We start from the raw sequence: 13,045 nt of genomic DNA on the forward strand, positions 1-13,045 counted from the left end.
TTTTGATTCGTCTGTCTTTAAAAGAGCAGCAGAAGCAGGCGGTATATCCGATTTCTGAAATTTTCAATAAGGACTTTATTGTTTTCGCGCTCAAAAATAACATTCGTTTTCCATCGGTATATATCGGCAATTTTCTTTTAATGTAAATAAATACTATCTGCTTTCATTTTCAAGAAGCTGCTAAACCTTCAGAAATTTTAACAATATTTATATCTATATTCTAATTTTTACGCTTTCGCCAAAATCTCAACCAGTCTGTCAATTTCAGCTTTAGTTCTCTGCTCCGTTACACAAAACAAAAGACAATTTTTAAGGTTTTTATTTACGCTGGACAAATCCAAAGGACCGAGAAAACCGTTTTTAAGCAAAGTTTTTTGGATTTTACTAACACTTTTTGCCGTTTCAATAACAAACTCATTAAAAAAGACTTTGTCTTCAAATTTCGCTTTAAACCCTTCCAAAGATTTTATTTTATTGAAAGCATATCTTGCCTTTGATATATTAACTTCAGCAAGATTTTTAAAACCGTCATTTCCCCAGCCCGATAAAAAGACGCAACCTGCCAACGCATTTAAAGCCGCGCTGGTGCATATATTTGACGTCGCCTTTTCCCTTCTTATATGCTGCTCTCTGGACTGCAGAGTTAGCACAAATCCTCTGTTACCGTCTTTGTCAACGGTTTGCCCGACAATTCTTCCCGGCATTTTCCATTCCAAAGCTTTTTTTACGGCAATAAACCCGAACGTCGCCCCGCCTACGCTCATAGTGGAGCCTAAAACTTGTCCTTCGCCGACGGCAATATCCGCATTGTACTCGCCCGGCGACTGAAAAACGCCAAGCGACAAAGGATTCACAACCGCGATAAGCAGCGAATTTCTACTCTTTACAATAGCAGACAAAGGCGGCATATCTTCAATAACGCCGAAATAGTTAGGCGATTGTATTATAACCGCAGCCGTATCGCCGTCAACAGCTTTATCAAGGACGTCTTTTTCTATTCCGCCGTTTTCCAAGCCGCCTAAAACGACAACTTCAGCTTGAGAATTTTCAAGATATGTTTCTAAAGTCTGCTTGTAATCCGGATGCAATCCTTGAAAAATTAATATTTTACTTTTTCCGCTTGCTCTCAAAGCAAGCAAAGCGGCTTCTGCCGTTGCGGTTGCGCCGTCGTAAAGAGAGGCGTTTGACGTGTCGAGACCAGTCAAAGCGCAAATTAAACTCTGATATTCAAAAATCGACTGAAGAGTACCTTGACTCGCTTCGGCCTGATAAGGCGTATACGCAGTCAAAAACTCTGATCTTCCCACAACTTCCCCTACTAAAGAAGGTATATAGTGATCGTAAATACCGCCGCCTCTAAAAGAGGCAAGCACTTTATTTTTGGAAGCAATCCTCGAAAAATAATTTAAAAGCTCCTGCTCTGTTTTGCCGCCGGAAACATTGAGTTTCTCTGCCCTTAAATCTTTAGGAATTACGTCAAACAACTCGTCTACGCCGCCAATGCCTATCGTCTCCAGCATCTTTTTTTTATCTTTTTGGTTCTGCGATGTATAATCCATGATAGTATCTCTTAAATTAAATTTTTATAGTCGTCCGCTTTAAGTAAATCATCAAGCTCTTTTTCGTCCGCAAACTCAATCACAAACAAATAGCCCTTTTCATAGGGCGACTGATTGACAATTTCGGGAGTTCCCAAAACGCTGTCATTTATCTCAATTACTTTGCCAGTCAACGGAGCATATATATCAAAAGCAGATTTGACAGATTCTACAACGGCAGCGGGCTGTCCTTTTTTTACCTGTTTACCTATTTCAGGAAGTTCCATATGCACAATATCCGTAATTTCATGCTGGGCAAAATCAGTTATGCCAATTTTAGCTTTATTGCCGTCAACTTTAATCCACTCGTGGGTTTTCGTATACTTTAAATCCTGCGGAATATTCATTACACACTCCTTTTTCAATAATATATTCTTATAAACACAATTTTACGCACCGACTCGACGCGGGTGCTAATAATCTTTTTGGAAATCATAAACGCAAATAATTTTTACGCCTGCGCAAGCAGTTTTACGACGGCGCTTTTTCCGCTGTTTGCAGTTTCATTGCTATTGCAAACATAGACAAAATCAATTTTACGATGCCATTTTTTCCCGCCGGCTGCAGATTCCGTCAAAATTTTTAAAGCTTCACAATGTTTATAAACTCACCGCATCAGTTTTAAGCAAGCTCCGCCCGATATGCAGCAGAAGTTTTTGAAAACTTAACTATCGTCCTGCTTAATTAAGGACAATTCTATTTTTGCGTCCGTCCGCGTGCAAAAAAACGCATAAACCGCATTCAATTTTACAGACGGCATTTTCTCAGCCGCATACAAAATCTCAAAATAAATATCACTAAAATTATTGCCAGCGCAAAAACCGCAGCCGCAAAAAACCTTATCTTTTTTTCTTCAATCCGCCTTTACGACAAACTCTGAAACTTTCTCATTTAATCGACTTCTTGAGGACTTGCGGAATTTATTTTTATTAAATTCTTTTACTTCTAACAATTTCGGCTGAATTCTTTTGCATAATGTCATAATAATTAGCCGGCAGACCCGCATCTGACAAAACCTGCTCTATAAGTTCTTTTGTCAAAAGATTATCCGGATCATGAGAATCTGTATTTAAAACAAGCTTCGCTTTTTTCTTAAGCGCGATTTCCGCAACTTCTTTGTTTGTAGCCTTATGTCCTCTTCTTGAAGTAATTTCTATTTTGACGTTATTTTCAGCCGCAATACCGGCTTCTTCTTCAGATAAATGTCCGGGATGCGCCAATACATCGACGCCCGCTTCAACGGCACACATATTTGTTTTCGGAGGAACAGTTTCAGCGACAGTCTCGCCGTGAACCACAATAATTTCAGCTCCGAGTTTTCTGCATTTATCCGCAGCGTCTTTTATGAGTTTTGGAGGAATATATGTAAGTTCCGCACCCGGCAAAACTAAAATACCGTAGTTTTCCGTCAACATTTTTGCAACTTTAATTATGCTTGGAATAACAATTTCCATATTGGAATAGTCAATATGGTCTGTGAGCGCAATGACAGTATAGCCTTTGTATTTTGCTCTATAGACAAGTTCAGACGGACATAAAACACCATCTGAAAAGAAAGTATGCGTATGTAAATCTATCATTTGTTTAACCTTGAGTAAGATTATACAAAGATGCGAATTAACAGTCAATCCTTTTTTTTTAATTTTAGCGCTTGCGTACTGCCGCCGTCATTTGCAAATATCCGCGATTTATTATTACTGCAAAACCGCAACATCTTTTAAAGCCGCAGTCATAGGAACCGCCAGCGGATTTTTGACAAACGCCCTATCTCTTTTCACGAACCTTCTTTTTTAACCCGGCGACTATTTAGGCGGCTCTATTCTATTTGCCCATAGGTTTCAATTTTCCGTTTAAGCCTTGCTACAGATATTTTTTCCGCTTGTGCAGCATGCTTTCCCGTTTTTTCTTAAGAGTAAACCACCAGCCGATTGAAAAACAAAACCTTTTCCAAAGACGCGCTTATAAACGACAGCAGTCTCATATAATGCGACATAACGCAATAATAAAGTTTTTTCGCCATTACAATTATAATATCTTACTATACGACTACCAAGCGTTTATTCCTTCTTTTGTATTTTTCGCGATTTATAAGTAAATAAAAATCTTATCGGAAGCGGACTTGGTTTCAAATCCGACTTGGAAACACATTAACCAGCCGACAGCAAATGGGAAAACGCCGCGCCGACTTTAAAAACGAGACAATTAAAGCTTGAAAAACACGCGCAATTTATTTGATAAAATAAGAAAAAAATTGTTATAATGCTGCTTGCCTTTCTTCATAAAAAGCAGTTATTTTTTTGATAATTAAAGATTAAAAATTTATAAAAACACTGGAGAAAAAGCAACTATGAGCGCTATCAAAGATTCTTTTTCGTCAAAATGGGGTTTGATTTTTGCCGCCGCAGGCTCGGCTATAGGTTTGGGAAACATATGGCTGTTCCCGTACCGCGTAGGAGAGATGGGCGGTGCAGCATTTATAATTCCCTATATTTCTTGTCTGCTTGTCTTAGGATTTATTGCAGTAATTGGCGAAGTGACCATCGGCAGACTCACAGGAGCGGGACCCGTTTTAGCTTTTAAAAAAGCTTTAGAAATACGAGGTAAAAATGGAAAGCCGGGAGAGGTTTTCGGCTGGATATGCGTTTTGGTTGCTTTAGTGCAAGCGATAGGATACACACTGATAGTATCATGGGTTGTGCGTTTTCTGGCAGGATCATTTACAGGTTCAGTTTTTAATGCATCTAACAGCGCCCAATATTTTGACTCGGCTGTCACCAGCAATGCTTTAGTATGGATTGTTATAACCGTAGCCGCAGCTGCCATAACCATAGTAAAAGGCGTTGAAAAAGGCGTTGAAAAATGCTGTAGATTTATGATTCCCGCAATTATTGTTCTGCTTTTGGTTTTGGCGGTAAGGGTCGCTTTTCTGCCGCATGCTTTAGAAGGATATAAATATCTTCTCACTCCGAAATGGGAATTTTTGTTTGATCCAAGAACGTGGATACTGGCGCTGGGACAAGTTTTTTATTCGTTGTCTATCAGAGGCTCGACTATGGTCGTATACGGCTCTTACGCGAAAAAAAGCGGCGATATAATTTCTTCTGCAAAAAATATCGTATTTCTAGACACGCTGGCTTCAATAATTGCGGCTTTGCTGATAATTCCCGCCGTATTTGCTTTCGGCAAAGACATTAAAGCCGGTCCAGCTCTTATGTTTATAACAATGCCCGAGATCTTTAAAAGTATGCCTTTAGGGCAGTTCCTTATGGGCACTTTTTTTATCGCGGTATTTTTTGCCGCTCTCACTTCGCTTATAGGCATGTTTGAAGTTGTGGTTGAAGTACTGCAAAATAAATTTAAAATACGGCGCGGCTGGGCTGTAGGCATTGTTTCAGCAGTAACAGCGGTGATGTGTAATGTTTTTGTAGTGGGAAACGTAAGATGGATTGTCGATATGCTTGAAATCCATTTAATCCCTTTCTGCGCTCTAGTCAGCGGCATTTTTCTTTTTTGGATTGTTCCAAAAAGCAGGGTCCTGCAGGAAATTCAAAGCGGACGCTCCAAACCAGTCGGCAAATGGATTATGCCTATGGGACGTTATATCTTTTGCAGCGGAGTAATTATAGTTTACATTCTCAATATCCTTAAAGTAAAATAATAGACTTTTACAAATATAAAGCAATAGAAAGCGCCGAAAACTTTAGGCTTCGGCGCTTTTTTTATTGCCATTCCCGGCGATTTTGATTGAAAATTATATTTTTCATGTTGACATCATTACGAGCAAAATGTTAGATTGATTGTATTGTTAAGTATCTACAAACATAATTTTATATAGAAGGAGAAACTATGCGGTTAGTTCACGATTATTATGCCGAATTAGTATTTACAAAAAAAATAATGGAACAGAAGCTAAGCAAAAATATCTACAAAAAGCTTGTAGCGGCTAGCGAAAATCTTGAACCTTTAGATCAATCGATAGCAGGCGAAGTCGCTCACGCAATGAAAGAATGGTCTCTTGAAAACGGAGCGACGCATTTTACGCATTGGTTTCAGCCTCAAAGAGGAGGCACCGCCCAGAAACACGATTCATTTATAGATTACGGCGAAGGCGGAGAAATAATAGAAAGATTCTCGGCTTCGCAGCTGGTGCAGTCCGAACCCGACGCTTCTTCTTTTCCGTCAGGCGGAATAAGGTCAACTTTTGAGGCAAGAGGATACACGGCATGGGATCCCACGTCTCCGGTATTTCTTCTCGAAGCGGGGAAAACAAAAACTCTAGTAATTCCCTCCGTTTTCCTTTCTTGGACCGGCGAAGTTCTCGATCTCAAAACGCCCTTACTTAGATCTCTCATCGCTTTAAACGAAAAAGTGATAAATCTTCAGAAACTGCTTGGAAATGAAAACGCAAAACGGATAAAAGTTTTTGCAGGCATTGAACAGGAATATTTTCTCCTATCTAAGAAAGCTGTAAAATCAAGACCCGATATAACAGTCACCGGAAGAACTTTGTTCGGCGGCAAACCCGCAAAAGGGCAGCAGATGGAAGACCACTATTTTGGAAACATTAAAGGAAATATTTTAAAATTCATGGAAGACGTCGACTACGAACTCTACCGCAAAGGCATTCCGGTAAAAACGAGACACAACGAAGTCGCTCCCAACCAGTTTGAGCTGGCGCCTCTTCATCAAGAAGAAAATCTGGCGATAGACAATAATCTGCAAATAATGGAAATTCTCGGAAAAGTCGCCGACGAGCATAATATGGTCGCTCTTTTGCACGAAAAGCCGTTCGCGGGCGTAAACGGATCGGGCAAACACTTCAACTGGTCTATAGGCGATAATACGGGTACAAACTATTTTGAGCCTTCAAAATCTCCGCTTAAGAACATATCGTTTCTTTTAGCCGTCTGCGCGGTATTGCTCGGCGTAAAGAAGTTTGGCGGAATTTTAAGAGCGAGCGTTGCAGACGCCGGCAACGATTACAGACTCGGCGCAAACGAAGCCCCGCCGGCGATTATGTCCATTTATCTTGGCGAATTCGTAAACGATCTTTTGGATTCAATAGAAAAAGCGAGCATTATAAATGAAAAAGAAGTAAACGAAATCACGTTAGGCGTGGAGAATCTTCCCAGCGTCAACAGGGATTATTCCGATAGAAACAGAACTTCTCCCGTCGCTTTCACCGGCAACAAGTTTGAGTTCAGGGCTCTTGGCTCTTCGGCAAATCCGGCAGAAGCGGGAACTACGCTAAACCTAATAGCGACCTATGGATTTGACGAAATATATAACAGAATTGAAGCAAAGAAAGGCAGCGACGTAAAAAAGAAAGCGTTAGAAGTAGTAAAAGAAATAATTGCAGAAACAAAAGACGTAAGATTTGAGAAAAACGGATATTCCCAAGACTGGCATATAGAAGCCGCAAAAAGAGGGCTGCCTAATGCAAAAAACACTCCTGAAGCGTTAAAACTTTTTCTCGACGAGGACGTAATAAAAGTCTTTTCAAAATATAACATACTAACCGAAAGAGAGCTTAAATCAAAAATTGATATAAAACTCGAAAATTACGTAAAGACGAAAGAAATTGAATATAAATACGCGATAAAAATTGTAAACACTTTACTGCTCCCCGCAATTCTCAAGCATATAAACGTTTTGGCGGAGGCAAACAAAAATTTGAGTAAGTTCAGCGAAGAATCAGAAATATTCGCGAAAGAGCTTGAAATTCTGGTTAAACTTTACGGCGATATAAGAAAACATCGCACTGATTTGGCGAATTTTCTCAATGCAGACCACGGCGATTTCGCTGCAACAGCCGACGAATTCGCGTCTAAAGGCGCAGAAATTCTGGAAAGCTTAAGAGAAAAAGTAGATACCGCCGAAGATTTGGTTGCGGATGAGTTCTGGCCGCTGGCAAGCTATCAGAGGCTCTTAAACGCTTTTTAACGAAAAATAACGCTCAGCTATTATATTAACTTTGACAAAAAGACTATGCGTTATTCTAAAAACTAAGCGTACTGTTCTAAGAGTTTACAAATATAAAGACGACTGCCATGCGGCGCTGTCCAAAACTAATTTCCCGCCAATAGCGCATATATCATGCACGACGCCGCGTTTATTTCACTTCTTAAGTAATTGCGAAAGAGTGTCGTCTATCACAAATGTTCTTCATTTCGTTCGCCACCTATATAAACGCAAAAACAGCAGAGGTCGAGCCGATGTAGATGAGCGGAGCGAATATCTACGACCTGAGCCGTACAGTCAAAACAGAGTTTGTAAAACACAGTACAGCTGACGCTGTTAAAAAATTAAGGATACGACTTATTCTTCTGTACTAAATATTAGAGACGCAGTTCGTCGTTTGGAATGGATTTAATGCACAGTAAAGAAGCCTAAATAAACATAAAAGAAGGAAATTTAAGAGAAGTAAAAAAAAGCGCGGGAATACGCTCACATAAACAAAATCATATCCGGCTTTTACAAAAAGAAACAGAAATGAGAAAGATGATATGTATGCTGGCGGCAGGAACTCTCCTCTCATTAAAAAGCGAATATACCTTAAAACTTATTGAGGGTTTTTTTGTTATAAATCCGCGTAACGATAACCACGTATCTACAGCCAAAGCGGCTAAACTTATTTTTGATTTAAGCAAAAAAGAAGGATTTGTAAGAGCTGCACGTACAGGAAAACTCAGAACAGAAAACATTCTAAATATCCTCAAAAACTTAGCAAATTTAATTATAGAAGGATGTGCCGACGCCAAAACAAGAACGAGAAATGAATTTACGCCAAAAGAAAACCAAGAATGCCACAAATACGAGCAACCATTTCCCTTACCGCACAATTCCTCTAAACATTTTGAGAGAGGCTTATAGGGTGCTGTTGGTTTTGTCGTAAATGTTGGTTCAGTCGGCGGTGTTGGTGTTGTCACGAACATATTTGCAGGCTCAGACGACAGAGATGTGTTTTTTTGCTTACTCTGCCGGTATCATCAAAATTTTCAGCGTTTCCGCCATCGCCGAGCCTGCTACAGCCAGAGAGTAAGATTGCTGCTAAGACCAGCGATAATATTCTCTTCGTGGTTAATTTATAATTATTCTCTTTGTATTATTTATCTTGGATTAACATGCATTTCAAATACATCAGCGAGCAGCTACACACTTAACAGCTTTTAATTACAGAATTCAACTTAACAATCTGTCCGCGAATCCGACGCAAAGAGCCGCCGCAACGGTAAGCGGTATGTGATAAAATTTGCGTTTTTCTTCGCCGGGTATGCAATAATTCCAAACGAAGCCGGCAGCGGAAATCATAACACGAAGTTCCGCAAGAGTACGCGGGACGCTAAACGCTTTTTCAATTCCGCTTGTGTCAATTGTCGTTTCCATTTTTTCTATATTTACCCGCGGCTCAGACAACGTATTGTTTACTACAGGCGCAACGGGTAGCTGCATTTTTTCACAGCCTGCAATTAAGCTTAGCCTAAAATTACTGCAATTAATTTTTTCATTTTTTTACCTTCTCGGTATCATATATCATCATCACCTTTATTATTAAAACCAGCTTTACTATAGCCTTCTCTATCATAGCCTTCTTTGTCATAATAATAAGTACCATTCACAGTATGTCCTCTTCTATAAAAACCACCTCTGCTATAGCCATTTCTATTAAAACCTTCTTTATCATAGCCGTCTTTATCAAAACCAGCTCTGCTATAGTTTTCTCTACCATAGCCGTCTTTGTCATATTTTGAACAACCAGATATTAAACTTATAATTAAGAACAAAGCTGTTACTTTTTCCATTTTTTTAGCTGACCTCAATTCTGTAGATTGAACTTATTACATCTTCGCACATCTCAATTAACTCTCTCGGAGACTCGTCAAACGCCTTATTAACGACTGTGCGGAAATGTAGATACTGCGTGTTTCCTTTAAAATATCTTCTGTAACGCTCTCAACGTTTTCAGGCATTCTATTCCTCAATGAGTATAATGCGCTTCACAGGCATTTTAAATTTCTTCCTCAACAGAGTTTTTAGAGATTTCAGAATTGACGAATTAGGCTTATAAAGAAGCGAATAATTAGAACCCACAGGAACACCTTTATTCAAAACAGGTATTTCGTCAATCCAATTGAATGTATCATAAGCAAAATAACAATTAATACTAGGTATCTTATAACAACGTTTATAACCTTCTGAGAGAGCTTTTTCTTCAGAAAAATTAACAGTACCTAATTTATCTATAGGAATAAATTCATGGTTTGCAAATTCATAAAGCAACTTATAACCGCCATAATATACGCCAGCAATAACAGCAAGAGCAAGAGCAAGAGCAACAGCAACAGTAACAGCATAAGCAATAATATTCAAAGCCAAATTTGCAGCTAAGTTACCTGCGTTAATCGCAGGAAAATACCAATGCCAAGAAAGCCAAGAGGAAGACGCAAGATTATCGGACAAGGCTGGAACAGGCTCTTTCAGCTCAGATACAAGAGCGGGAGATTTTGAAGATTTAAGAACAGTATTTGATATCAGCGGAGCCGTTAGAACGCCGTCGCTTCCTTCTTTCTCAACAACAGTATTCACAGGACTTCCATGATTAGGCAGCTTACCACAGCCAGACGCTAAAAATATACATATACATATACATATACATATAATTTTTTTCATTTTATTTCTTAGCTATTCCTAGTTTTTTTCCACAACCTGCCGATAAAAAAATTGCAGATAACTTTCAGGTTTATAAAGATACTTATATTTAACCCCAACATTATCACGTATATTAAAAACAGATGTTTCTTTAATTGGTTTATATGTCTTCCAATCACGATAAGTATCATCAACGAGATAATTCCAATAACAACCTTTATAACCTTGCGGAATGGCTTGTTCAGGAGTAAGGTCAACAGTATCTAAAGTAAAAGGCATACAATAAAAATTTTCAGGTCTTACATATTCATACAACTTATAAACGCCGTAAGATACACCAGCAAGAGCAACAACACGAAAACCAATATTCACAACATATTTTATAAACGAATTACGCATATTAATCACAGGAAGACATTCATACCAAATTGCAGGTCTAATTAATTTTTATGCACCACCTAAATACGCACTCAACCTACACAACCAACTTATTAAACACGCGCCCAACTCATCAGTAAGCACACGGCAAACCATAGCACCAATAAACCAAAAAGCAACAATAACAGAGATATAAAGCAAACGCAGATTTACACTACTACCTAAATCAATCATATGAACATATCCATACCAAGCAATCCAGGAAGAAAACGAAGACTGCTGTAGTATACGGCGATAGCAAACATCAACATCATCGGACAAATCTGGAACAGTTTCATTCGTCTCAAGAGCCAAAGCTCTTAAAGGTTTAGAAGCAAGAGCGGAAGCATTTGAAGTATCTGATGTCAGCATCGGCGCTGAAACGCCTCCGCTTCCTTCATTATTAAGCGACTTACCACAGTCAGACGCCAGACATATACACAAACATACTCATATAACTTTTTTTCATTTTTTTGGAAAACAGTACGCATTTTCAAATAACTCAGCAATCGGATACCCACGGACAATCCTTGTATAGGATTGTTCTGGTTCATGCGTGAATAGCAGTTGCTCCATTGGGAGGCGGATTACTAGAATGATGCTCGCCGCTAGAACCAGCACCACCGCCATCAGTGTCAGGATTAGTAATAGAAGGAATTCCACCAGCACCAGAAGAGTTAGTGCCAACAATTTCATTCGAAGTAGTGGCAGGCTTCTTAGCTTTAGGCTTTAGGCTTTAGGCTTTAGGCTTTAGGCTTTAGACTTTAGGCTTAAACACAACAACAACTTACCCACGAAGAGACGACATCCCCCAATCATACCAACAGCAAAAAGCCATACCAGCAAAAAATTGAGAGACAGGTCATAAGGACGACTAGATTGAAGAGCTTTCCGATGGAGCAGATGGCAAAGGTGGTATTCCTGTAAAAGCAGATACTGTCGTTGGCGCTGGCGCCAGCGTCGACTTGAGCGTTGGATTAACCCGCCCAGCATTTTGAGTATCAGTCTCCGCAGTTTCAGATTTAAGATTATTAAGCGGTTTACCACAGCCTGAGATTATGAGATTAAGATTACACAGACAAGAACAACGATATTACTTTTTTCATTTTGTACCCATCCTATCGGGACGGAAACCAATTTTTACAGGGAAGATAAATATTTCGCAAAGACATATTTAAAGACATAATGAAACACACAAGTAGAACCGCAACCTCCAAGACAACCGCAAAAAAGAAAGCCCAAACTGAAAGCCATACACCAAACACCTAAAGTCACATAGAATGGCGGACTTGAATGAGTGGTCATCAGAGTGAGTGTTGTCGCTGCTGGCGGCAATGGCGAAGGATTTGGATTATTAGACGCATTAGCATCAAGATTTACCGCCGCTCTGAGAATTAACCTCTTTAACAACAGTATTAACAGCAGCGCCAGATTTACTACTATTCTGAAGCTGTCTATCACAGCCAGAAATTAAACTTACAGTTAAGAACAACAATATTAATCTTTTCCTATCCTATGCGGAACAGATAAGAGATTATGTCGGATTATTTGTTTGGCTTTCCGACATGCCACACTTTATTTCATTCTTCTTGTACTTAATAATTTGTTCTTCGAGTATATTCATGCGCAGCGAACTCAGCGGCATATTCTTCTGCTTTGCTCGCGCCTGCAACTTCGCCCAAATCACATAATCAATTCTGCACACAATACGGTATTTCTCGCCGTTTTTCTCGCTGGTATCACGCTCTAAATATCTATTAACCCAAACCGCTTTTTTACCAACTCCTCTTTCCCTCTCTGCTTTTTCGCGCTTTCTATCGCTTCTCCAAACTCTTCCCTGTTGTCTGTCTCTTCTGCTTCTTCCTCTCTCTGTTCCTGTTCTTTCGCTACCAATACTTTACGTTCTGCCTCATGCAGAGTTATCCGCTCGCCCGAGATACTTGTTTATATATAATCATCCCTTTTTTCATTTGTACTCACTGCTCTTTTTATTATTTTTTTTTATCCTTTCCTGCTTGCCTTTTTCATTACTCACTCCCGCTTGTACGCAGTACTCCTCAAAACACGACTCCTCATAAACATTATATCCAGTCTTTTCATCTTTAAAAAGTTTCGCTCTGACGGCTATGTATTTTTTTCCGTTATAGTGCATATCTGGTTGGACGTCACTTCTATTAATCCGCGTTTTTCGGTCTAGCGCCACCAAGCTTCAGCACCGTTTATAGAGGTTTTAAAAATCTTCAGAAAATTTTCTTGCGCCTCAAGCAGGTTGAGTTCGAAATTCGTGAGGATGTATCTGTGCCTATCTCCGTAAATTGTAAATGCGAGTACAGCTGCAAAAAACACTCATCCGGCTACATACAGCCACCAAATCGGGAGCT

At 39.4% G+C, this 13,045-nt stretch carries 14 protein-coding genes; 3 read left to right on the forward strand and 11 right to left on the reverse strand.

The features are described 5' to 3' along the window. Positions 1 to 227: 227 nt before the first annotated feature. The 3 genes from gcvPA to LE179_RS01900 all read right to left on the reverse strand — a co-directional run bounded on the left by gcvPA (position 228) and on the right by LE179_RS01900 (position 3,178). On the reverse strand, positions 228 to 1,559 hold the full coding sequence (gene gcvPA, locus LE179_RS01890; RefSeq protein WP_374128682.1) for an aminomethyl-transferring glycine dehydrogenase subunit GcvPA: 1,332 nt from the start codon (positions 1,557 to 1,559) through the stop codon (positions 228 to 230). Positions 1,560 to 1,570: 11 nt separating this feature from the next. Next, complete coding sequence (gene gcvH, locus LE179_RS01895) at positions 1,571 to 1,945, reverse strand: glycine cleavage system protein GcvH (protein ID WP_374128683.1); 375 nt, start codon at positions 1,943 to 1,945, stop codon at positions 1,571 to 1,573. A 582-nt stretch (positions 1,946 to 2,527) separates the two neighbouring features. Beyond that, positions 2,528 to 3,178: a histidinol phosphate phosphatase domain-containing protein gene (locus tag LE179_RS01900; RefSeq protein WP_374128684.1), complete on the reverse strand. Its 651-nt coding sequence runs from the start codon at positions 3,176 to 3,178 to the stop codon at positions 2,528 to 2,530. 767 nt (positions 3,179 to 3,945) lie between these two features. Here LE179_RS01900 and LE179_RS01905 point away from each other — a divergent pair. From LE179_RS01905 to LE179_RS01915, 3 genes are all read left to right on the forward strand, one after another. Beyond that, positions 3,946 to 5,256, forward strand: coding sequence for a sodium-dependent transporter (locus tag LE179_RS01905; protein WP_374128685.1), 1,311 nt, complete (start codon positions 3,946 to 3,948; stop codon positions 5,254 to 5,256). A gap of 188 nt (positions 5,257 to 5,444) precedes the next feature. Then, complete coding sequence (locus LE179_RS01910) at positions 5,445 to 7,541, forward strand: glutamine synthetase III (RefSeq protein ID WP_374128686.1); 2,097 nt, start codon at positions 5,445 to 5,447, stop codon at positions 7,539 to 7,541. A gap of 549 nt (positions 7,542 to 8,090) precedes the next feature. Continuing rightward, a complete protein-coding gene (locus LE179_RS01915) occupies positions 8,091 to 8,471 on the forward strand; it encodes a hypothetical protein (RefSeq protein WP_374128687.1) in 381 nt (126 codons plus the stop codon). Between the two features lie 309 nt (positions 8,472 to 8,780). On the opposite strand, the gene LE179_RS01920 is transcribed toward LE179_RS01915, so the two are convergent. The 8 genes from LE179_RS01920 to LE179_RS01955 form a co-directional block, all read right to left on the reverse strand. Further along, complete coding sequence (locus tag LE179_RS01920; RefSeq protein WP_374128688.1) at positions 8,781 to 9,050, reverse strand: hypothetical protein; 270 nt, start codon at positions 9,048 to 9,050, stop codon at positions 8,781 to 8,783. Between the two features lie 74 nt (positions 9,051 to 9,124). After that, the gene (locus LE179_RS01925; RefSeq protein ID WP_374128689.1) at positions 9,125 to 9,400 is read right to left on the reverse strand and encodes a hypothetical protein; all 276 of its coding nucleotides are present in this window, start codon (positions 9,398 to 9,400) and stop codon (positions 9,125 to 9,127) included. Between the two features lie 169 nt (positions 9,401 to 9,569). Beyond that, positions 9,570 to 10,268 (reverse strand): hypothetical protein, encoded by a 699-nt coding sequence (locus LE179_RS01930; protein WP_374128690.1) that lies wholly within the window; start codon positions 10,266 to 10,268, stop codon positions 9,570 to 9,572. Between the two features lie 18 nt (positions 10,269 to 10,286). Then, positions 10,287 to 10,646, reverse strand: a complete 360-nt coding sequence (locus LE179_RS01935) for a hypothetical protein (RefSeq protein WP_374128691.1) — start codon at positions 10,644 to 10,646, stop codon at positions 10,287 to 10,289. A gap of 48 nt (positions 10,647 to 10,694) precedes the next feature. Then, on the reverse strand, positions 10,695 to 11,108 hold the full coding sequence (locus tag LE179_RS01940; RefSeq protein ID WP_374128692.1) for a hypothetical protein: 414 nt from the start codon (positions 11,106 to 11,108) through the stop codon (positions 10,695 to 10,697). 925 nt (positions 11,109 to 12,033) lie between these two features. Then, on the reverse strand, positions 12,034 to 12,159 hold the full coding sequence (locus tag LE179_RS01945) for a hypothetical protein (RefSeq protein ID WP_374128693.1): 126 nt from the start codon (positions 12,157 to 12,159) through the stop codon (positions 12,034 to 12,036). A gap of 251 nt (positions 12,160 to 12,410) precedes the next feature. Then, positions 12,411 to 12,557: a hypothetical protein gene (locus tag LE179_RS01950; protein ID WP_374128694.1), complete on the reverse strand. Its 147-nt coding sequence runs from the start codon at positions 12,555 to 12,557 to the stop codon at positions 12,411 to 12,413. 73 nt (positions 12,558 to 12,630) lie between these two features. Next, a complete protein-coding gene (locus LE179_RS01955) occupies positions 12,631 to 12,816 on the reverse strand; it encodes a hypothetical protein (protein WP_374128695.1) in 186 nt (61 codons plus the stop codon). Positions 12,817 to 13,045 lie beyond the last annotated feature (229 nt).

Origin of the sequence: Candidatus Endomicrobiellum agilis (genome assembly GCF_020328115.1) — a bacterium.
Classification (GTDB): Bacteria; Elusimicrobiota; Endomicrobiia; order Endomicrobiales; family Endomicrobiaceae; genus Endomicrobiellum; species Endomicrobiellum agilis.

What these genes read in the sequence shown, in the direction of transcription:
- gcvPA (WP_374128682.1), bottom strand. Translation starts at nt 1,559, where the DNA reads ATGGATTATACATCGCAGAACCAAAAAGATAAAAAAAAGATGCTGGAG.
- gcvH (WP_374128683.1), bottom strand. Translation starts at nt 1,945, where the DNA reads ATGAATATTCCGCAGGATTTAAAGTATACGAAAACCCACGAGTGGATT.
- LE179_RS01900 (WP_374128684.1), bottom strand. Translation starts at nt 3,178, where the DNA reads ATGATAGATTTACATACGCATACTTTCTTTTCAGATGGTGTTTTATGT.
- LE179_RS01905 (WP_374128685.1), top strand. Translation starts at nt 3,946, where the DNA reads ATGAGCGCTATCAAAGATTCTTTTTCGTCAAAATGGGGTTTGATTTTT.
- LE179_RS01910 (WP_374128686.1), top strand. Translation starts at nt 5,445, where the DNA reads ATGCGGTTAGTTCACGATTATTATGCCGAATTAGTATTTACAAAAAAA.
- LE179_RS01915 (WP_374128687.1), top strand. Translation starts at nt 8,091, where the DNA reads ATGAGAAAGATGATATGTATGCTGGCGGCAGGAACTCTCCTCTCATTA.
- LE179_RS01920 (WP_374128688.1), bottom strand. Translation starts at nt 9,050, where the DNA reads ATGCAGCTACCCGTTGCGCCTGTAGTAAACAATACGTTGTCTGAGCCG.
- LE179_RS01925 (WP_374128689.1), bottom strand. Translation starts at nt 9,400, where the DNA reads ATGGAAAAAGTAACAGCTTTGTTCTTAATTATAAGTTTAATATCTGGT.
- LE179_RS01930 (WP_374128690.1), bottom strand. Translation starts at nt 10,268, where the DNA reads ATGAAAAAAATTATATGTATATGTATATGTATATGTATATTTTTAGCG.
- LE179_RS01935 (WP_374128691.1), bottom strand. Translation starts at nt 10,646, where the DNA reads ATGCGTAATTCGTTTATAAAATATGTTGTGAATATTGGTTTTCGTGTT.
- LE179_RS01955 (WP_374128695.1), bottom strand. Translation starts at nt 12,816, where the DNA reads ATGCACTATAACGGAAAAAAATACATAGCCGTCAGAGCGAAACTTTTT.